The organism is Bradyrhizobium sp. 61 (genome assembly GCF_023073075.1).
GTDB classification, from domain to species: domain Bacteria; phylum Pseudomonadota; class Alphaproteobacteria; order Rhizobiales; family Xanthobacteraceae; genus Bradyrhizobium; species Bradyrhizobium barranii.
On sequence record NZ_JADPIU010000088.1, the window covers coordinates 127,495 to 147,093 of the forward strand.

17 protein-coding genes are annotated in these 19,599 nt (G+C 66.8%); 12 read left to right on the forward strand and 5 right to left on the reverse strand.

Features of this window, described 5'->3' with window-relative positions; genetic code table 11:
* Positions 1–3 precede the first annotated feature (3 nt).
* Genes IVB46_RS37180 through IVB46_RS37235 form a run of 12 tightly spaced genes read left to right on the forward strand, consistent with a single transcriptional unit; the run spans position 4 to position 14,985 of the window.
* Positions 4–552, forward strand: coding sequence for a hypothetical protein (locus IVB46_RS37180; RefSeq protein ID WP_247303515.1), 549 nt, complete (start codon positions 4–6; stop codon positions 550–552).
* Entirely contained in the window at positions 549–1,214 is a 666-nt protein-coding gene (locus IVB46_RS37185) for a hypothetical protein (protein WP_247303517.1), read from the forward strand. The genes IVB46_RS37180 and IVB46_RS37185 overlap by 4 nt, the downstream gene beginning before the upstream one ends.
* Before the next feature lie 11 nt (positions 1,215–1,225).
* Complete coding sequence (locus IVB46_RS37190; RefSeq protein ID WP_247344766.1) at positions 1,226–1,576, forward strand: Base plate wedge protein 53; 351 nt, start codon at positions 1,226–1,228, stop codon at positions 1,574–1,576.
* Between the two features lie 15 nt (positions 1,577–1,591).
* Positions 1,592–2,722, forward strand: coding sequence for a hypothetical protein (locus tag IVB46_RS37195; RefSeq protein ID WP_247303520.1), 1,131 nt, complete (start codon positions 1,592–1,594; stop codon positions 2,720–2,722).
* Entirely contained in the window at positions 2,719–3,231 is a 513-nt protein-coding gene (locus tag IVB46_RS37200; protein WP_247303522.1) for a phage baseplate assembly protein V, read from the forward strand. The genes IVB46_RS37195 and IVB46_RS37200 overlap by 4 nt, the downstream gene beginning before the upstream one ends.
* A gap of 9 nt (positions 3,232–3,240) precedes the next feature.
* Positions 3,241–3,555, forward strand: coding sequence for a hypothetical protein (locus IVB46_RS37205; protein WP_247303523.1), 315 nt, complete (start codon positions 3,241–3,243; stop codon positions 3,553–3,555).
* Positions 3,556–3,567: 12 nt separating this feature from the next.
* Positions 3,568–3,939 carry a GPW/gp25 family protein gene (locus IVB46_RS37210; RefSeq protein WP_247303526.1) on the forward strand — a complete coding sequence of 124 codons (372 nt, stop codon included), beginning with the start codon at positions 3,568–3,570 and terminating at the stop codon, positions 3,937–3,939.
* Positions 3,936–6,482, forward strand: a complete 2,547-nt coding sequence (locus IVB46_RS37215) for a putative baseplate assembly protein (RefSeq protein WP_247344770.1) — start codon at positions 3,936–3,938, stop codon at positions 6,480–6,482. The genes IVB46_RS37210 and IVB46_RS37215 overlap by 4 nt, the downstream gene beginning before the upstream one ends.
* Positions 6,479–9,118, forward strand: coding sequence for a putative baseplate assembly protein (locus IVB46_RS37220; RefSeq protein WP_247303530.1), 2,640 nt, complete (start codon positions 6,479–6,481; stop codon positions 9,116–9,118). Before IVB46_RS37215 ends, IVB46_RS37220 begins: the two co-directional genes overlap by 4 nt.
* Positions 9,115–11,244: a YmfQ family protein gene (locus tag IVB46_RS37225; protein ID WP_247303532.1), complete on the forward strand. Its 2,130-nt coding sequence runs from the start codon at positions 9,115–9,117 to the stop codon at positions 11,242–11,244. The genes IVB46_RS37220 and IVB46_RS37225 overlap by 4 nt, the downstream gene beginning before the upstream one ends.
* A 21-nt stretch (positions 11,245–11,265) precedes the next feature.
* Positions 11,266–14,448, forward strand: coding sequence for a DUF6519 domain-containing protein (locus IVB46_RS37230; RefSeq protein WP_247344773.1), 3,183 nt, complete (start codon positions 11,266–11,268; stop codon positions 14,446–14,448).
* 15 nt (positions 14,449–14,463) lie between these two features.
* Positions 14,464–14,985 carry a hypothetical protein gene (locus tag IVB46_RS37235; RefSeq protein WP_247303537.1) on the forward strand — a complete coding sequence of 174 codons (522 nt, stop codon included), beginning with the start codon at positions 14,464–14,466 and terminating at the stop codon, positions 14,983–14,985.
* Positions 14,986–15,012: 27 nt separating this feature from the next.
* Here the strand turns inward: IVB46_RS37235 and IVB46_RS37240 are convergent, their stop codons facing one another.
* The 5 genes from IVB46_RS37240 to IVB46_RS37260 are packed head-to-tail and all read right to left on the reverse strand — an operon-like array spanning position 15,013 to position 19,599.
* A complete protein-coding gene (locus IVB46_RS37240; RefSeq protein ID WP_063981945.1) occupies positions 15,013–15,732 on the reverse strand; it encodes an ABC transporter ATP-binding protein in 720 nt (239 codons plus the stop codon).
* Positions 15,725–16,480 carry an ABC transporter ATP-binding protein gene (locus IVB46_RS37245; protein ID WP_247303539.1) on the reverse strand — a complete coding sequence of 252 codons (756 nt, stop codon included), beginning with the start codon at positions 16,478–16,480 and terminating at the stop codon, positions 15,725–15,727. The genes IVB46_RS37240 and IVB46_RS37245 overlap by 8 nt, the downstream gene beginning before the upstream one ends.
* Positions 16,477–17,475 (reverse strand): branched-chain amino acid ABC transporter permease, encoded by a 999-nt coding sequence (locus IVB46_RS37250; RefSeq protein ID WP_247303541.1) that lies wholly within the window; start codon positions 17,473–17,475, stop codon positions 16,477–16,479. The genes IVB46_RS37245 and IVB46_RS37250 overlap by 4 nt, the downstream gene beginning before the upstream one ends.
* Complete coding sequence (locus IVB46_RS37255) at positions 17,472–18,347, reverse strand: branched-chain amino acid ABC transporter permease (protein WP_247303543.1); 876 nt, start codon at positions 18,345–18,347, stop codon at positions 17,472–17,474. The genes IVB46_RS37250 and IVB46_RS37255 overlap by 4 nt, the downstream gene beginning before the upstream one ends.
* A 10-nt stretch (positions 18,348–18,357) precedes the next feature.
* Positions 18,358–19,599 carry an ABC transporter substrate-binding protein gene (locus tag IVB46_RS37260; protein WP_247303545.1) on the reverse strand — a complete coding sequence of 414 codons (1,242 nt, stop codon included), beginning with the start codon at positions 19,597–19,599 and terminating at the stop codon, positions 18,358–18,360.

The window sequence follows — 19,599 nt, forward strand, 5'->3', positions numbered from 1 at the left end:
GTTATGCCGGCCACCCCCACCGCGGCACCCGCCCTGTCAGCGCTGCAGTCCTTGGCCCGCCGTGATCTGCGCGCTTTCGCGGGCCTCGCCGAGCAGACCTCCCTCAACGACGTCGCCGCCGTATTCGATGTCGATCGATCCGCTCACGGCCATGGTCTTCTTGGCAGCGCCAGGCACCGGACCAATTGGTTCAGTGCCGCGGCCGGAGGCTTTGCACGCGGCATGCGGGTATGGGCGGAAGGCGACGTCGTCATCTTGATCGACGCGACCAATGTCGATCTCCTCGAGCCGCTGTCATCGCTGCTTGGCTGGCTCGGCGAGCCGGAGGCGAAGCTTAACTCGTTCCAGGGAACGTTCGAAGTCGAGAGCAACGAGTATGTCTATGTAAAGCGGGGTCTTACGCTCTACGTCGACCGCGCCATCGAAACGCCGCTTCGGATCGCGGCATTCACGCCATGTGGCCTGGAGCGCTATCAGCGCGACCTTCGGCTCGATCTTCGACAGAAGCGGCTGCCGCCATCGCGTGGTCCGTCGCAGGACGATTCGCCATGACCGGCCTCACCTCGTCCCCAAAACTGATCAAGGGCGGCCTCGTGGTGCTGGCGCCGGGCGGCGGCACGGTGCGACGGCAGATCGCGCTCCAGTACAATCCGGACACGCTGAGCCGCAGCTACCAGGTGCAGGGCACCGGCGGCGACGGCGCGGCCGGCGGGCGGGCGCAACCGTTCCGGCTGAAAGGGCCCGCGATCGAGACCATCAAGCTCGACGCCGAAATCGACGCCACCGACCAGCTCGCCGATCCCGACGCGCACGCCAATGCGGTCGCCTTCGGCATCGCGCCGCAGCTCGCGGTGCTCGAAGCGCTCGTCAATCCGAGCGTCGACGATCTGCTCGGCATCGCAAGCCAGGCCGATGGCGGCACGCTCGAGATCCTGCCGCCGGAGGCGCCGCTCACCTTGTTCGTCTGGAGCAAGAACCGGGTCGCACCGGTGCGCGTCGCCGAGTTCTCCATCGTCGAGGAAGCGTTCGATCCCGCGCTCAACCCGATCCGCGCAAAGGTCTCGCTCGGGCTGCATGTGATGAGCACCGACGATCTCGGCTTCACGCATCGCGGCGGCACCATCTTCCTCAACTATCTGCGCAACCGCGAGACGCTCGCCGGCCTGACCGGCTGCGCCTCGCTGGCCTCGCTTGGTCTTTCCAGTCTGCCCTGACGGAGCACATGATGTCCTCGGATCCCGTCCAGATGCTGATCGATGCCGGTGCGTTTCCGGACAACAGTTTTCCGCCGAACAGCCGCTATCATGGCGCCGCGATCGGGCGGCTCAAGCGCAGCGCGGACGATCCCGGTGTCGCCTATGTGCTGCGCCGCTTCATCCCCCAGGCGCGCGGCATCGGCATCGCCGGCGAACACATCGTCAATGCCGGCGAGCGGCCCGACACGCTCGCCTCCGCAACGCTCGGCGACCCCGAACTGTATTGGCGCATCGCCGACGCCAATGTCGTGACCGATCCGCTCGAACTCACCGACACGCCCGGTGAGCGCGTGCAGATCCCGCGCCCGAACGGGCTTTAGGGAGACGATTTTCCGATGATGCAAGGCGGCGTCCAGCTCTCGCTCCAGATCGGCCCGGCGCCGGTGCCGGCGCCGCGCGAGGTGCTGGAGACGCTGACCCATGCCAAGATCGAGATCGGATCGGGCGATGCGCAGAGCGGATTCGAGCTGACTTTCGACCTGCCGGTGCGCTCGCCGCTGCGCACCATCTTCCTGCTTGCCGGCGGCGGCGCGCTGCCGCCGCTGCTGCGCGTGGTGCTGATCGTCACCATCAACGGCACGGCCGAATCCGTCATCGACGGCATGGTCACCAATGTCGAGACGCAGCCGGGCAGCGGCGGCGTCGGCAAGCTGGTGATCAAGGGCAAGGACATGTCGGCGCTGATGGACATCATCGAGCTGCCCGGCCTGCCCTTCCCGGCGATGCCGCCCTCGGTGCGCGTGCTGGCGATCCTTGCCAAATACGCAGCGCTCGGCGTGATCCCGATGGTGATCCCGAGCGTGCTCGACATCCCGCCGATCCCGGTTCAGCAGATCCCGCAGCAGAAGGGCAGCGACTACGCCTACGTCAAGAAGCTCGCGGGCGAAGCCGGCTACGTCTTCTATCTCGAGGCCGGTCCCGCGCCCGGCGCCTCGAAGGCCTATTGGGGACCGGAAATCCGCTTCGGCGCGCCGCAGCCGGCACTCACCACCAACATGGATGCGCTCACCAATGTCGAGGAGATCTCGTTCAACTTCGACAAGGAACGCAAGGTCATGCCGATCGTGTTCTTCCAGGAGGCCAACAGCAAGGCGCCGATCCCGGTGCCGATCCCCGACATCACGCCGATGAGCCCGCCGCTCGGCGCGGTGCCGCCGCTGCCGCCGAAGATCGAGAAGCTCTCCAACACCGCGCATCTATCCGCGCCGCAGGCGCTGATGGCGGGCCTTGCCTATGCCAGCCAGCACAGCGACAGCGTGTTCGGCAGCGGCAAGCTCGACGTCGCCAGATATGGCCGCGTCCTGAAGTCGCGGCAACTGGTCGGCGTACGCGGCGCCGGCCTGCCATTCGACGGGCTCTATTACGTCAAGAACGTCACGCATGAGATCGAGCGCGGCTCCTACAAGCAATCGTTCTCGCTCGCACGCAACGCGCTGATCTCGACCGTCCCGCAGGTGCCGACATGAGCGATGCGCCCCTGTTCGGAAAGTATCGCGCGGTGGTGATCAACAATGTCGATCCCCTCCAGATCGGCCGGATCCAGGTGATGGTGCCCGACGTCGGCGCCGTGATACCGACGAGCTGGGCGATGCCTTGCCTGCCGACCGCAGGCATCAATGCCGGCTTCTTCACGGTGCCGATCATCGGCGCCGGGGTCTGGATCGAGTTCGAGCGCGGCGACCCCGACTATCCGATCTGGGTCGGGTGCTACTGGGGCAGTGCCGCGGAGGTGCCGGTGCTGGCGCACGCAGTGCCGCCCGGCGTGCCCGGCATCACCCTGCAAACCCCCTTGAAGAACGGTCTCACCATCAGCGACGTACCGGGCCCGACCGGCGGCATCCTGATGCAGACCACGACAGGCGCGATGATCTCGGTCAGCGACGTCGGCATTACCATTTCCAACGGCAAAGGTGCGGTCATCACCATGACCGGGCCGACCGTCGACGTGAATCTCGGCGCGCTCACCGTGATCTAGGAGACGCACATGCCCGCTCCCGTCTTGCATCTCGGCGCCACCGTGTTGTGCAGCCATGCCGGACAGGCGACGCCGGTCGCGCCGTTCCCGCGTGTGATGCTGTCGGGCCAGCCAGCGGTCAATCTCACCAGCCCCTATGCGATCGCGGCCTGCTCGCTCACCGGCTCGGCGCCGCCTTGCGTCACGGCGCAGATGGTGGTGGGCGCCGCGCGGGTGATGATCGGCGGCGCACCGGCCGCGACCATGATGGGGCAATCCGTCTGCACGCCGACGGGCACGCCGATGCTGCCCGTCGTGGCGCAGACGCGCGTGCTGGCAACCTGAGGGGAGGACGGCGTGAGCAGCGAACTCGATTTCCCCTATCATTTCGACGACCAGGGCCGCACGGCCGCGACCGGCCGCCCCGATCACATCCGCGACCTGATCGAGCAGGTGCTGTTCACAATGCAGGGCGAGCGGGTGATGCGGCCGGATTTCGGCGCAGGACTGCTGGCGCTGGTGTTCGAGCCCAACTCGGTGACGCTCGCCGCGACGACGCAGATGCTGGCCCAGGCCGCGCTCCACCAGCACCTGTCGCATCTGATCGCCGTCACCTCGGTCGAGGTGATCAATGACGATGCGGTGCTGCGGGTCGAGATCCGCTACGTCGTGCTGGCCGACCGCACCAGCCACGTCACGAGCTTTGCGGTTCCGGGGGGCGCGGCATGAAGCAACATTGCTGCGATCCGCGCCGGCTCGAAGTGCTCGAGGCCAAGGGCAGCGCTAACGCCATCGCCTTCATCGAGGTGCTCGACCTCGCTTCTCCGCCCGGCGCGCCACGGCAACAGACCCTGCTGGTGCGGCTGCTGCATTCCGGCTTCACGCTCTCGCCGGACAATCTGCGCATCACCGGCGGCGAGCGGATCGCGACCGTCGGCGTGGTCTGGTGCGCGCCGGCCGACGCGCTGCCGGCCGAGGCCGAACCCGGCCTGGTCGACACCGTCGACGATCTCACCCGCACGCTGGTCGTCCGGACCGACAGCGCCGGGGACTATTCGATCTACAATTTCGGCATCTTTGCCAATTCCGGCTCGGCCCTGCCGCCGGCCGGTTTCGATCCCAAGCTGTCGGCGATCGACTTCACCTTCAAGGGCGAATGTCCCTCGGACTATGACTGCGCGGACACCGCGCCGTGCCCGCCCACGCCGCGCTTGAGGCCGGAGATCGACTATCTCGCGCGCGACTATCAGGGCTTTCGCCGGTTGATGCTTGACAGGCTGAGCCTGCTGGTGCCCGGCTGGCAGGAGCGTTCGGCGGCGGATCTCGGCGTGACCCTGGTCGAGCTGCTCGCTTATGCCGCCGACAACCTCGCCTATCGCCAGGATGCGGTCGCCAACGAAGCCTATCTCGCCACCGCGCGGCAGCGCATCTCGGTGCGGCGCCATGCGAGGCTGGTCGACTATCACCTGCACGAGGGCTGCAACGCCCGCGCCTTCGTGCATTTCGACGTGAATGGGCAGAAAATCGCGCTGCCGAAGGGCACGCAGCTGCTGACCCGTGTGCCGGGCCTCGGCGCGGCGCTGACGCCGGGCTCGCGCGCGCTCAGCGATGCGATCGAAGGTGGCGCCGAGGTGTTCGAAACGGTCGCGCCAGCCGAGTTCGACCAGCAACAGAACAGTCTCACCTTTTATGCCTGGGGCAACAACGGATGCTGCCTGCCGCGCGGCACCACGCGCGCGACGCTACGCGGCCACATTGATACGTTCGCCATCGGCGACATCCTGATCTTCGAGGAGGTGATCAGCCCAACGACGTTGTCTGCCGCCGATGCCGATCCTGGCCATCGCTGCGCGGTGCGGCTGACCGAGAGGACGCTTACGAGCGATCCGTCCGGCGGGCTGTTCGACGAGCCTCCGGTCGACGGCCCGGTCGACGTCACCGAGATCGCCTGGAGCGAGGCCGACGCGCTGCCTTTCCCGCTTTGCCTGACGGTGGAGGACCGCCCCGAGCTCGCGATCAGTGTTGCGCTCGGCAATATCGTGCTCGTCGATCACGGCCGCACGCTGCTGCCCGAACAGCTCGGCGTGATGCCGCGCGCCAGCCTGAAGCAGGCATCGCGCGCGCCGGGCAATTGCTGCACCTCGTCCCCGGACGTCATGCTGCCGCCGCGCTTCCGCCCGGTGCTGGCAAACAGCCCGTTGACGCAATCCTTCGATCTCGGCGCGCCGCTCGCCGTTCCCGTCAGCAACGACAAGCCGTGGTGGGCGGCCAGCGCATTTTCGCTCTTGTCGCCGCGCGACGCCACGCCTGCCATCGTCGATCTCACGGGACAAGTCGCCGGCATCACCGAGCACTGGCTGCCGCGACGCGACCTCATCGACAGCGCCGGCAACGCGCCGCATGTCGTGGTCGAGATCGACAACCACGGCGAGGCCTTGCTGCGGTTCGGTGACGGCCTGCTCGGCAAGCGCCCGGCCGAAGACACCGCATTCACGGCGACTTACCGGATCGGCAACGGCACATCCGGAAATGTCGGCGCCGAAGCCATCGCCCACATCGTCAGCACCACGGACGGCGTGTTCGAGGCCGTACGCAATCCGCTTCCCGCATCCGGCGGCGTCGAGCCCGAGGACATTGAAGCCGCCCGCCGCGACGCCCCACAGGCGTTCCGTACCCAGGAGCGCGCGGTGACGGCGGCCGATTACGCCGCCGCCATTGAACGACGCGCCGACGTGCAGCGCGCGGCCGCAACGTTCCGCTGGACCGGAAGCTGGCACACCGTGTTCGTGACGCCCGACCGCTTCGGCGGCGGCGTAGTCGACGTGCCCTTCGCTACGCAACTGCGCAACCATCTCGAGCGGTTCAGGATGGCCGGCTACGACCTCGACGTACGACCGCCGCGCTATGTGCCGCTCGACGTCACACTGCATGTCTGCGTCAAGCCGGACTATTTCCGCGCCGATGTCGCGCAGGCCGTGCGGACGGTGCTGTCGAGCGCGGTGCTGCCCGACGGCACGCTCGGCCTGTTCCATCCCGACAATTTCACCTTCGGCGATCCCGTCTATCTCAGCCGCATCATCGCAGCCGCACAAGCGGTCGAGGGCGTCGAGGCGGTTCAGGCGGAAAAATTCCAGCGGCTGATCTCGCCGCTCGCGACCTCGCTGGATGACGAGGTGATCCCGATCGGAAGCCTCGAGATCGCGCAGCTCGCCAACAATCCGAGTTTCCGCGAGCGCGGCCGGCTCATTATTGAGGCGGGAGGCGGCAAATGACCCTACCGGTTCCAACCGTCAAGCCTCATGCCCTGCCTGCCGGCAGCGAGAGCTGCGGCTGCTGCGCCGGCATTGAAGCCGAGACGCCGCAAGGCATCTCGAACCGCTACGGCCTCTCCGCCATCGCCTACCGCGTCGGCGACTACGCCCAGTTCCGCGACAGCCTGCACGCCGCGCTGTCCTCTGCCGCGTTCGCACCGCTCGGCAAGCTGCAAAGCCGCGCCGATGACGATTTCACCATCGGCCTGATCGATGCGTTCGCCTGCGCTGCCGACGTGCTCACCTTCTACCAGGAGCGCATCGCCAACGAATCCTATCTCCGCACTGCGCTGGAGCGCGTCTCGCTCCAGGAGATGGGCCGGCTGATCGGCTACCGCCTGCGGCCCGGCGTCGCCGCCGAGACCTGGCTCGCCTTCACGCTGGAAACGCCCCCTGCGCCGCCGCCAAAGCTGTCGCCCGAGCCGGGCAGCTTCGTCACCGGCGTGCCCGCTCAAGTGTCGATCGAGATCGGCACGAAAGTGCAGAGCGTACCGGGGCCGGACGAGAAGCCGCAGACCTTCGAAACGGTCGAGCGACTGGACGCCGCACGACCGGCCTGGAATGCGATCCGGCCGTGGCTGGCGGAGACACGCCGACCGGGCAAAGGCGACACGGTCATGTACCTCGCCGGCCAGCGCAACAATCTGAAGCCGGGTGATGCGTTGTTGATCGTCGGTGACGCCTTCAATCCCGGTACGAACGACAGCAATTGCGATTTCCGCTTCATCGACAGTGTCGAGCTGCAATCGGATTTCGATCGCACCAAAATTACCTGGCAAGCCGGCCTCTCCGGGGTCACGGCCACGCAAGATTCGAAGGTCTATGCGCTGCGCAAGCGGGCAGCACCCTTCGGCCACAACGCGCCGATGTGGAAGTCGATGTCGACGGACTTTCGCAACAACTATCCGAGCGGGAGTGACGCGCCGGAGTGGCCCGACTACACGATCTCGCCGATGGGCTCGGCCCAGGGCGGCGGTTTCATTGATCTCGATACGGTCTATTCCGAGGTCCGCGCCGGCGGTTACGTCGTGCTTTCGATGGCAGCCAAGGGCTCCATCCAGGTCATCATCAAGGCCTTCGGCAAGTCGGATGTCATCCTGGATCTTGGCCCGCATCTCGACGTCTACCAGATCGCCGATGCGGACGAGACGTCGCGCGCGGAGTTCGCGCTGGCCGGCAAGGTCACCCGGCTGCAATTGCGCGGCTCCCATTACGACCGCTATCAGGACCAAGTTCGTCGCATCACAGCGTTCGTGCAGTCCGAGCAACTCGCGCTCGCGCCCTACGCCGTCGATGATGCCGCGACCGGCAACAGCATCCCGGCGGCCGTCAGTGCCGATGGCCTCATTGCAGGGCGACGGCTGATCGTACGTGGCAATCGCGTCTCCGACGGCCAAGCCGTTGTTGTGCAGGCCAACCTCGTATCCGCCCAGGCTGTCGACGCCGGCCGCTGCATGCTTCAGATCGATCCGCCGCTCGCCGGCAGCCTCGACCGCGGCAGCGTCGTCGTTCATGGCAATGTGGTGCCGGCCTCGCATGGCGAGACGGTGACTCAGATCCTCGGCTCGGGCGATGCTGCCCAGCCGTTCCAGCAATTCGAGCTGAAACAGGTGCCGCTGACCTATCGCGCCGCCGCCAATGAGAGCGGTGCCGCGAGCGAATTGACGTTGCGGGTCGGCGAGATCGCATGGCACGAGCGCGCGACGCTGTTCGGCACAGCCGCGACCAATCGCGTCTTTGCGCTCGATATTGACGAGCAAGCGCGCAATCTCGTGAAGTTCGGCGACGGCGCCAGCGGTGCGCGGCTGCCGAGCGGGCTCAACAACGTCCGCGCCACCTACCGCAAGGGCATCGGGGTCGCCGGCAATGTCCGCGCCGAGACGCTGAGCCAACTGCTGTCGCGCCCGCTCGGCCTCAAGGGCGTGAGCAACCCGTTCGCGGCCGAAGGCGGCAACGATCCGGAGCCGGCGGACGCGGCGCGTCGGAGCATGCCGCTCGGCGCCCGCACGCTCGGCCGCGTCGTGTCCGTCCTCGACTATGAGGATTTTGCCCGCGCCTTCACCGGCATTGCCAAGGCGCAGGCGCAGGTGCTGCAACTGCCGCGCGGAAAGACCATCGCCATCACGATCGCGGGGCCGCCCGGCGCTCCCGTCAATTCGACGAGCCCGGTGTGGACCAATTTGCTCGCTGCGCTGAAGGCCGGCGGCGATCCGCATGTCGCCGTCGTGCTGCTGCCCTACCAGCCCGGCACCTTCCGGATCGGATTGAAGGTCAAGCGCGATCCCGATTTCGACGCCAAGGCCGTGCTCACCGCGGTCGAGGCGGCGCTGCGTGCGCACTTCGCCTCCGACGCGCGTGAGCTCGGCCAGCCAGTGCAGCAATCCGACGTGATCGCGGCGGCACAGTCGGTACCCGGCGTCGTCGCTGTCGACCTCGTCCAGCTCTATGGCGGCACGGCGCCCTTCGCGCAGACCATTCCCTCGCGCCAGGTCCGCCTGCTCGCCTCGCGGATGCATGTCGACCAGGGCGCGGCGAAGCCGAGCGAGCTGCTGACGCTGAACCCGGCGCCGTTCGACCTCCTGGAGGAGATGGCATGAACAGCCTCACCCCCGAACGGCTCTACAGCCTGCTGCCGACGCTGCACCGGTTGCGCGACGCCGCGCTTGCGGGCGATCCCGCAAAGGCCGGTCCGCTCCAGGCTCTATTGGCTGCATTTGCGCGCGAGTTCGCCACGCTGGAAGAGTCCGTCGACCAGCTCTACGACGACCAGTTCATCGAAACCTGCGCCGAGTGGGTCACGCCCTATATCGGCGACCTCATCGGCTACCGGCCGCTGCGCGGGCTCGGCACCGAGCTGACCTCGCCGCGTGCCGAAGTCGCCGACACCATCCCCTTCCGCCGCCGCAAGGGCACCGCGCTGATGCTGGAGGAGCTGGCGCAGGACGTCACCGGCTGGCCGGCACATGCGGTCGAATTTTTCGAACAGCTCGCCACCACGCAATACATAAAGCACATCCGCCTGCATGCGCCCGCGACCTGCAATCTGCGCGATACGGCGGCACTGTTCCGGCGCGACGGCGCCTTCAACAGCATCGCGCACACCGCCGAGATGCGGCGGCCGGAAACCGGCGCCGGCCGCTACAACATTCCCAACATCGGCATCTTCCTGTGGCGGTTGTTGTCGCTGTCGCTCACGGCGGTGCCGCTGACGCCTGACGCCGGCGACGCGACCGGCCGGAAATTCCGTCTCAACCCGCTCGGCGCGGACATGCGGCTGTTTCGATTCACGCAGGCTGAGTCCGACATCTCCCATCTCGCCGAGCCGATCAATGCGCCGGAGCCGCTGTCGGTGCGGCTGATGGCCATGGCCGTGCGCGCCGCGCAGGCAACCGCACAGCCGGACGCACAGCGCGAGGACGATTATGGCGACGGCGAGAGCCTGGTGTTTTTCACGCCGGGCACCCCGCCCATCCCGGTGCCGACGGCCAAGGTGCGGGTCTGCGATCTCCGCGACATTCTCGATGGCGGCGGCAATGTCATCGGCTGGGCTCATGAGGCGCAGGTGACGGCGGGCACGATCGGTTTCGATCCCGAGCGTGGCCGCGTGCTGCTCGGCGATCCCGCCGACGGACCGCTGCTTGCGACATTCCACTACGGCACTGCGCGGCAGATCGGCGGCGGCGAATATCCGCGCGTGCCCGCCGCGGGCGATATCGGCAACGAGCAGACCGTCGGTGCCGGAGGCGCGTGGCAGGCCAAGCTCAACCTGATCAGGACCGGTGGCCGCCTCATCATCGGCGACAGCCTGACCTACAAGGAGACGCCGACCTTTGTGGTCGACGACGTAATCGGCGATGCCACGCCGCACCATGTCGTGGTCGCCGCGCATGACCAGACCCGCCCGCTGCTGGCGGCGGGCGGCGAGATCACGCTCGACATCGGCGCGCGCGGTCGCCTCACGCTCGACGGGCTCGTGATATCGGGCGGCGCGTTGCGGCTGGCGGCCTTTGCCGATGTCGAGCCGCGGGAGCTGCTGCTGCGCGATTGCACGCTGGTGCCCGGACTGACCCTGAATGGGGACGGCAGTCCGACCTCGCCGGGCGAGCCGAGCCTGATCATCGAGCATCCCTTCGCCAAAGTGACATTGGAGCGCTGCGTCGTCGGCCCGATCCGCGCCGTCACTGATGCCGAGGTAACGCTGACCGACTGCATGATCGATGCCGGCGCGCCGGCGAACGTCGCCTTTGCCGCCGATGCCGCGGGCAGCCCCGGCGCCGAACTGACGGTCGCCCAATGCACCGTCATCGGCAAGGTTCACACGAAACTGTTGAAGCTCGCCTCCGACACCATCTTCTTCGCAGAGCTTGGTCCAAAGCCCGCGGAAAAGTGGATCGCGCCGCTGCTGGTCCAGCGCCGCCAGGAAGGTTGCGTCCGCTTTTGCTACGTGCCCGCGGGTTCGATCACGCCGCGGCGCTTCCATTGCGTGCCGAATGACACGGCGCCCACGGCGCTGCCGCTGTTCACCTCGCTGCGTTATGGCGATCCCGGTTACGGGCAGCTGCGCCGCGCCACGAGCCTCACGATCCGCGCCGGCGGCGACAATGACAGCGAGATCGGCGTTCTCAACGCATTATTCCAGCCGCAGCGCGAGGCCAATCTCAGGCTGCGGCTCGATGAATATCTACGTTTCGGGCTGCACGCGGGCCTGTTCTTCGCGAGTTGACCGAGTGCATCGGAGGCTATCATGGGTGCCGACTTCTCACGCGTTCGTCTCGACCCGCTGCTCGACTTCGCCGGCGTGGAGCTGAAACAGGGCGCGGTGCTGCTGGACGGCGACGCCAACGAGCTGATGGCGATTCTCGATCGCAGGCTGCGTGCACTCGCCAGCGACATTCTCGACCGCAATACGGTGTCCTCGACGACTCCGGATGCATTCAAGCTCGGCGTTGCCGGCAATACGCTCGAGATCGGCAAGGGGCGGCTCTATGTCGACGGCCTGCTCGCGGAAAACCACGGCCTTGCCGATCCCGACAAGCGCCTGTTCGACGAACTCATGGCCGAGACAGTCTTCACCGACAAGCTGACCTATGAGACCCAGCCCTATCCGCCGGATGCAGTGCGGCCGCCGTTGCCGACGGCCGGTCGCCATCTCGTCTATCTCGACGTCTGGGAGCGCGAGCTGACCTGGCTCGAGCGGCCGGAACTGTTCGAGATCGCCGTAGGCGTCGAGACCAGCTCGCGGCTCCAGACGGTGTGGCAGGTGCGCGTGCTCGACACCGATGCCGGCGCCAACACCAGCTGCGCGACGCCCGACGAGGACATGCCGGGTTGGACCACAGTGATCGCGCCATCGACCGGCGTGCTCACGACAGGCACGTTCGACGCAGCTCCGGTGACCGACCCCTGCGAGCTGCCACCGACCGGCGGCTTCCGCGGCCTCGAGAACCAGCTCTACCGGGTCGAGATCCACGACCCCGGCCAGCCCGGCGGCACCGCGACCTTCAAATGGTCGCGCGAAAATGCCAGCGTCGGCTCGCGCGTCGCCAGCATGATCTCAGCGACCGAGCTCGAGCTCGACAGCCTCGGGCGCGACGACGTGCTACGTTTCAACACCGGCGACTGGGTCGAGATCATCGACGACCCCAGAGAGTTCTCGCAGAAGGCCGGCGAGATGCGCCGCATCACCGTCACCGAGGCGACCCGCCGCATCAGCTTCACACCGGCACTGCCGGCCCTGATGCTGCCGCCGGGATTCCCCAACAGCGATTGGCCGAAGCAGACCAATTTGCGAGTGCGCCGCTGGGATCAGAAGGGAAAGGTGTTCCGGACCGATGCCAGCGGCACGCCGGTGCAGATCGGCGATCTCGATGCCGCCGGATCGACCGGCGTAATCAAGGTGCCCGCCGCGGGCACGACAGTCCTGCTCGAGGACGGCGTCACCGTGAGCTTCGATTCGACCGGGGCAGCGGGCTGTCGTGCCTGCGACTGGTGGGCCTTCGCCGCGCGCACGGCGGATGCCAGCGTCGAGTTGCTCGACCGCGCGCCGCCGCGCGGCATCCATCACCATTATGCACGGCTCGGCATCTGGGATGTCGACGCCCAGGGCGTCACCGACTGCCGCCACCCGTGGCCGCCGAAAGGCGAAGGCCACGACTGTGCCTGCACGGCCTGCGTCACCGTCGAGCAGCACGAGAGCGGCAGCTTCACCATTCAGGACGCCGTCAACAAGGTGCGCGAGACCGGCGGCACCATCTGCCTCGGCCCCGGCCGCTACGTGCTCAAAGAGGCCGTGGCGATCAACCAGGCGAAATCGGTCCGCATCGCCGGCAAGGGCCCGGCGACGCTGCTGGTGGCGCCGACCGGCGCCTTCGCCATCCAGGACTCTTTTGCGATCGCAATCGAGGACCTCGCGATCCTTTCGCTCGCACGCGATCCCACCATCGACGTCTCGACCTGCATCGGCCTCGGCCTGACCCGTCTCGCCATCGCGGCACTCGGCACCGAGAATGCACAGCTCCCCGCGGTGGTGCTGCGCGGTGTGGTTGGCGGTGCGAAGCTCGCCGAGAACGCGATCTTCGCGCCGGTTGGGATTGTGGGCGGCGCCCTCAAGGGCGTGGAGAACGGTGCCGGCTTCCTGCTGACGGCCGCGGTGACGATCGAGGAGAACGTCCTTCTGTGCCAGCGCGGCGCGATCGCCTTCGCCGACGAGGTGCTGCATCTGCTCGCTACGCGGATTGCGCACAACGAGATCATCGGCTGCACCGACACCGCCATCACCGCGCAGGGCCTTGCGCTTCCCGGCGCCGCGCTGGCGATCGACGGCAACAGTTGCAACGTCACGGCCAACGGCATCGCCTGTGCCGCGGCGGGGCTGTGGATCGAGCGCAACCAGCTGCGCAACTGGTCGCCCGGCGACCACGTCGGCATCGGGCTGATCCCTGGGCTCGACCGCCGCAGCACCGCCACCGCGCATATCCTCGCCAACCAGATCCACGGCTTCGGCACGGCCGGAATCAAGGTGATTGCCGGGGCACAGGACCTGATCATTAAGCTCAACGCAATCGACGCCTGCGGCGCCGGGATCATGCTCGGCGGCGCGACCGACGCCGCAGCCGTCTCGATCGAGAACAACCACATTCGCAACATCGAACCGGTCTCCGAGAGCGAGAACGGCACCGTGGTCGGCATCGAGGTGATCCGCGCCGACAGCGCGACGATTGCGGGCAATCTGGTTCGCGCGATCGGCCTGACGGCGGTCAAGTCGGCGCTGCGCGCCGGCGTCGTCACCTTCGGCGTCAACCGCCCGCGGGTGAGCGGCAACGAGATCGTCGAGGTCGCGCCCGCCAAGGGGTTCGTCGGCACCAGCGCCGGCATCATGCTGCGCGCGCCGCAGACCCAGATCGAGGTCAATCACAACAGCGTGCAGCGCGACCTCACGCCGGGCGTGGACAATTCGGACGGCAACTGGTTCGCGCTCACCACGGCGGAGGTCAATCCGAAGGTGCCGTTCGGACAGGCCGGCGACAAGGTCGCGATCCGGCTCGGCGACGGGCGGATCCTCGCGCTTGGCACCGACTATGCGTTCGTCAGGGCAAGCCTTGCCGCCAACGACACCGAGGGCGCGCGCGCCGGCATCATCGGCAACATGCTGGCCGCGCGCGGACCAGCCCCCGCCGTTCTGGTCGTTGCCGGCCAGGAATGCCTGTTCAACGACAACCGGGTGGAATCCGGCAGCAAAAGCGTCGCCGTTTCACTGGAGAGCGCGGTCGCCATCATCAGCGCGAACCGGGTGCGCGGCGGCGAAAGCTCGATCCGCCTCACCGGCGCGCGGGCAGTGACCGTGATCGGCAACATCACAACCAGCAACATCATCATCCCCGGCGGCATTGCCAACACGCCGTGGGCACCACTCAACGTGATCGGCTAATTCGCGGAGATTTCGATGCGCACCTTCATCGTTGGAGACGAGGCGAAACTCAAGGCTGTCAGCGAGAAGCTGCTGCATGCCAATCTGAGCCAGGTTCGCAGCGAGGCTGCGCTGAAAGCCTTGCAGGAGGCCAATCCGCATGCCGATCTGAACAGGCTCGCGCGCGGCACTGTGCTGTTCGTGCCGGATACGCCGGGCTTCAAGGTCAGCACCACAGGCTCCGCCACCGAGGGTCCGCTCGCAGCCTTGCACGAACTCCTGGATGAGGCGCTCGGCCTCGCGCTCGAGGAGACCGCAGCCGGCAGCAACGCGCGGCTCGCGGATCAGGAGCAGACCGTCAAGGCCTTCGACGACGGCGCGGTGAAGAAAGCGATCGGCGACCCCAATGTGGGCGGCCAGATCCGCGAAAGCGTCAATGCCGTCAGGAAAGGCTTCGAGGTCGATCGCGAGCTTGCCGCACGCGCGGAAAAGAACATCACTGAGGTCGGCAAGGCCGCGATCGCAAAGCTCAACGAACTCGGCAAGCTGCTTGGATGACCTGCTCGCGTGCGGCCCTCGGAGCCGTCACACCGCGCAGTAGCGCTCCTGGATGTCCTTGTCCGCCAGCAGCGCCGCGGCGCTGCTTTGATGCACGACCTCGCCCTGGTCGATGATCACCGCGCGGTCGGCCAGCCGCAGGGCCCATTCGACGTTCTGCTCGACCAGCAGCAGTGTCTTGCCCTCGTCGCGCAGGCGGCGGAACAGCACGCCCATCTCCTCGACCAGGACGGGCATGATGCCTTCCGAGGGTTCGTCGAGCAGGATCATCTTGGGCTTTGCGATCAGCGCGCGGGCGATCGCGAGCATCTGTTGCTCGCCGCCCGAAAGCGTGACGCCCTCCTGATCGAGGCGTTCCTTCAGGCGCGGAAAGGTTTCGGCGATCTCGTCGATCGCGGCGCGCTCCTCGATCTCGCTTCCGGCCGCGACCAGACCGAGCCGCAAGTTCTCGCGCACGGAGAGACCGGGAACGATGCGGCGCTCCTCCGGCACATAGGCCAAACCGAGATGGAATCGCTGATGAGCGCGGAGCGGCAGCAGCTCCCTGCCCGCAAAGCGCACGCGGCCGGTGGCCTTCGGCATCAGACCCATCATCGAGCGCAAGGTCGTGGTCTTGCCGGCGCCGTTGCGGCCGACGAGAGCAACCACCTCGCCCTCCTTCACGTGCAGGGAAATGCCGTGCAGGATATGGCTGGCGCCATACCAGGCGTGGAGATCATCGATTTCGAGCAGCGCGGTCTCAGCCATAGCCCTCACTCTGTCCGAGGTAAACCCGTCGGACTTCCGGGTTGCTCCTGATCTCGTCGGGCGCGCCGTCCGCCAGCAGACGGCCGTGATGCAGCACCACGACACGCTTGGACAGGCCGAGCACCATCTTCATCTTGTGCTCGACCAGCAGCACCGTGCGCTTCTCCGCGAGCCGCTCGAGCAGCGCCACCATGTCCTTGGTCTCTTCCGGCCCCATGCCGGCGGTGGGCTCGTCGAGCAGGAGCAGCTCGGGCTCGGAGACCAGCGCGATCGCGATCTCCAGCGCGCGCTGCTGGCCGTGCGAGAGGAATTTTGCCAAGTCAGCGCGCCTGCCGAGCAGTCCGACCGCCTCAAGCGCCGCGTCGGCGCGCGCGTTCAGCTCCGTCAGCCGGGCGCGGTTGCGCCAGATGTCGTAGCTCACGGTCAGCGCCTGCGCCGCCACGCGCACATTCTCGTGCACGGACAAGTCCGGAAAGATGTTCGTGATCTGGTAGGAGCGCGAGATGCCCTGATGCACGAAGCGGTGCTGCGGCAGGCCGTTCAGCTCGCGCCCCCTGAAGTGCAGCGTGCCCGACGTCGGGGTCAGCGCGCCGGAGAGGATGTTAAAGAAGGTGCTCTTGCCAGCGCCGTTCGGTCCGATGATCGAGGTGAGCTGTCCCGCCGCAAAGGACACGGTAATGTCTTCGAGCGCGACGAAGCCGCCAAAACGCTTGCCGACCCCCTCGACGCGAAGCAGTTCGCCGCTCATGGCCGCGCCTTTCCGATGCCGAGCGTGTCGAGCAGCGTTCCCCAGATGCCCTTGGGCAGGAACAGCACGAACAGCACGAAGATCGCGCCGACAAAAATCTGCCAATGCGGCGTCCAAAGCGAGATGACATCCTCCAGGATCAGGAAGCTCGCGGCCCCGACGAAGGGCCCGAAGAAGCTGCGCGCGCCGCCGAGCAGCACCATCATCACGATCATGCCCGATGTCTGGTAGTGCAGAAGGTCGAGCGGTACGATCGACAGGTGCAGCGCCAGCATGCAGCCGCCAAGCGAGGAGATCGCGCCCGACAGCATGAACACGATCAGCTTGCTGCGCTCTACGTCATAGCCGCACGCCCGCGCCCGCTGCTCGTTTTCGCGGATGGCCTCGATGACGGCGCCGAACGGCGAGTTCAGGATCCGCGACTGGAACCACATCGCGAGCGCCGCGAAGGCCATCAGCACGTAATATTTGTTGACGGGGTCGAGGAAATTGACGGGGAAGCCGAACAGGCTGATGCGGTCGACGGTGAAGCCGCGCAGGCCGTTCTCGCCGCCCGTGAAGGACGAGGCCTGCAGCGCGACGTAGTAGACGAGCTGGGCCAGCGCCAGCGTCACCATGGAAAAATAGATGCCGCGGGTGCGCGTCGAGACGATGCCGATTGCGGCGGCAAGGCCGGTGCTCAGGAGGACGGCGATCGGCACCGCGGCGAACCAGGGCACGCCGTAGCGGCCGATCGCAATCCCGGTGAAGTAGGCGCCCGCGCCGAAGAACGCCGCCTGCCCGAACGACAGCAGCCCGGTGTAGCCGAACAGCAGATTGTAGCCCATCACCACGACGCCGTAGATCAGGACGTTGACGGCCAGCGCCTGGGACGGCAGCAGCCATGGCAGCACGGCCAGCACCGCGATGGAGAGCAGGACGCGCTGCTCGAGGAGCCAGCCGAAGCCGTTGGACGAGGGTTTGGCGACCGCCTCGCCGTTCGATGGTGACGTCACGCGGTCCTCCCTCTCACGCCGAACAGGCCTTGCGGGCGGATCAGCAGCACCACCGCCATCAGCGCGAACATGACGATGGTCGCCATTTCAGGGGCGAACAGCGCCACCAGGCTGATGGAGATGCCGACCATGAGGCCGGCGACGACCGCGCCGACGATCGAGCCGAGCCCGCCGATCACTGTGACGACGAAGGCCTCCGCGAGCACCAGCGAGCCCATCTCAGGATTGACGCTGCGCATGGGACCCGCCAGCACACCGCCCAGCGCGGCAAGTCCGACGCCAAGGCCAAAAATCGCAAGCCAAACTCGGCCGATATCGACGCCGAGCACCTGCATGATTGTGGGATCGCGTGCGCCCGCGCGCACAATGAGGCCGATGCGGGTCTTCTCCAGCGTCAGCCAGAGCACCAGCAGCACCACCGCCACCAGTCCGATGACGAACAGGCGGTAGCGCGGGAAGAAGCCGATGCCGAGATCGAGCACCCCGATCAGCTGCGGCGGGGTCGGAAACGGAATGCCGTCGCTGCCGAACACGATGCGCACGCCCTCGACCAGGATGTAGCTGAGGCCGAAGGTGAGCAGCAGCGGATCGTCGATCGAGCGTCCATAGAGCCTCCGGATCAGGACGAACTCGATCAGCATGCCGAAGGCGCCGATCAAGATGGGAGCGAGCAGCAATCCCCACCAGAAGCTGCCGGTGAGCGACGCCAGATACAGCCCCGCATAGGCCCCGATCATGAACAGCGCGCCGTGGGCGAAATTGACCACCCCGAGCATGCCGAACACGATCGTCAGTCCAAGCGCAGTGATCACCAGGACCGCCCCAAGGGCGATCCCGGAAAGAAGCTGCATGATGATCAGCGACAGGTCCATCGGTTGAGGCTTACGTCGCGTGGCCGAGCTCGCTGCAACTGCGCAGCATATCGTCGGAGCCGGTCTCGTTAGCGAGAATGGCGAACAAATCGTTGTCGTTCGCCATCGCGGACTTCTTCTTGGACTCCAGTACCAGCACCGACTGCACCGATTGGTGGTCGCATTTGCGGTAGTGCTGCGGGCCCTTGGTCAGATCGTATTGCAGCTTCTCGAGGGCATCGACGACCTTGTCCGTGTCGGTGCCGCCGGCGGCCTGCATGGCTGCCAGCAACGATCCGACGCCTGAATAGCCATAAGCGCCGTAATCGGTCGGGATCGCACCGCTATTGGCGGCCTTGAACGCGGCGTTGAAGGCTGCTGCCGACTTGCTCTGCGGCTCGAGTCCCCAGTAATAGTTCGCACCGCCGACCACGCCCTCGAACACTTCAGGGCCGACCGCGAGCCGCTGGTTGTGCAGGATGACGGGCACGACGATCTTCATCTGCTGCTTGACACCGAAATCCACCGCCTGCTTGATCGCGTTGGCCTGGTCGCGGCCGAAATTGGAAATGCAGAGCACGTCCGGCCGCATCGACATCAGGCGCGGCATGAAGGTGGAATAGTCGGCCGCGCCGAACGGATGAAGAATTTCGCCGACGGTATCGGCGCCGATCGCCGTCTGCGCGCGCTTGAAGCCACGCAGCATCTCGTGACCATAGGCGTAGTCCGCAACGAGATGGGCGACCTTCATGCCCTTCTTCAGGGTCTGCCGCGCCACCGCAGCGGTCGTCATGTGCGGGTTCAGCGCCTCGTGGAACGTATACTTACTGAAATCCTTGGCCTCGTTGATGGTGTCGGACTGGCTGATCGACACGTAGATCACGCCGCGGGCGCGGGTGACCTCGTTGACGGCGAGCTGCACCGCGCTGGAAAGCGCGCCCACCACGGCGTGGACCTTGTCCTTCTCGATCAGCTCAAGCGTCCGGGTCGCGGCCTCGCCGGCATTGAGCTTGTCGTCGCGGACCAAAAGCTCGACCTTGCGGCCGCCGATGCCGCCCTTGTCGTTGACGAGCTTGACGGCAAGCTCGGCGCATTTGACCTGATCGCGCGCCTCAGCGGCGAACGGTCCGGTCAGCGGCGTCGGGAAGCCAATGCGAATCGTCTCCTCCGCGGCGCGGCCGAGCCGCGGCATGGCGAGCAGGGCGGCGCCGGCGGAGAGGCCAGCGAGCGCGGTGCGGCGGGATATTGTCGAGGTCGAACCGGACTTGGGCAT

What these genes read in the sequence shown, in the direction of transcription:
- IVB46_RS37180 (WP_247303515.1), top strand. Translation starts at nt 4, where the DNA reads ATGCCGGCCACCCCCACCGCGGCACCCGCCCTGTCAGCGCTGCAGTCC.
- IVB46_RS37185 (WP_247303517.1), top strand. Translation starts at nt 549, where the DNA reads ATGACCGGCCTCACCTCGTCCCCAAAACTGATCAAGGGCGGCCTCGTG.
- IVB46_RS37190 (WP_247344766.1), top strand. Translation starts at nt 1,226, where the DNA reads ATGTCCTCGGATCCCGTCCAGATGCTGATCGATGCCGGTGCGTTTCCG.
- IVB46_RS37195 (WP_247303520.1), top strand. Translation starts at nt 1,592, where the DNA reads ATGATGCAAGGCGGCGTCCAGCTCTCGCTCCAGATCGGCCCGGCGCCG.
- IVB46_RS37200 (WP_247303522.1), top strand. Translation starts at nt 2,719, where the DNA reads ATGAGCGATGCGCCCCTGTTCGGAAAGTATCGCGCGGTGGTGATCAAC.
- IVB46_RS37205 (WP_247303523.1), top strand. Translation starts at nt 3,241, where the DNA reads ATGCCCGCTCCCGTCTTGCATCTCGGCGCCACCGTGTTGTGCAGCCAT.
- IVB46_RS37215 (WP_247344770.1), top strand. Translation starts at nt 3,936, where the DNA reads ATGAAGCAACATTGCTGCGATCCGCGCCGGCTCGAAGTGCTCGAGGCC.
- IVB46_RS37220 (WP_247303530.1), top strand. Translation starts at nt 6,479, where the DNA reads ATGACCCTACCGGTTCCAACCGTCAAGCCTCATGCCCTGCCTGCCGGC.
- IVB46_RS37225 (WP_247303532.1), top strand. Translation starts at nt 9,115, where the DNA reads ATGAACAGCCTCACCCCCGAACGGCTCTACAGCCTGCTGCCGACGCTG.
- IVB46_RS37230 (WP_247344773.1), top strand. Translation starts at nt 11,266, where the DNA reads ATGGGTGCCGACTTCTCACGCGTTCGTCTCGACCCGCTGCTCGACTTC.
- IVB46_RS37235 (WP_247303537.1), top strand. Translation starts at nt 14,464, where the DNA reads ATGCGCACCTTCATCGTTGGAGACGAGGCGAAACTCAAGGCTGTCAGC.
- IVB46_RS37240 (WP_063981945.1), bottom strand. Translation starts at nt 15,732, where the DNA reads ATGGCTGAGACCGCGCTGCTCGAAATCGATGATCTCCACGCCTGGTAT.
- IVB46_RS37245 (WP_247303539.1), bottom strand. Translation starts at nt 16,480, where the DNA reads ATGAGCGGCGAACTGCTTCGCGTCGAGGGGGTCGGCAAGCGTTTTGGC.
- IVB46_RS37255 (WP_247303543.1), bottom strand. Translation starts at nt 18,347, where the DNA reads ATGGACCTGTCGCTGATCATCATGCAGCTTCTTTCCGGGATCGCCCTT.
- IVB46_RS37260 (WP_247303545.1), bottom strand. Translation starts at nt 19,599, where the DNA reads ATGCCCAAGTCCGGTTCGACCTCGACAATATCCCGCCGCACCGCGCTC.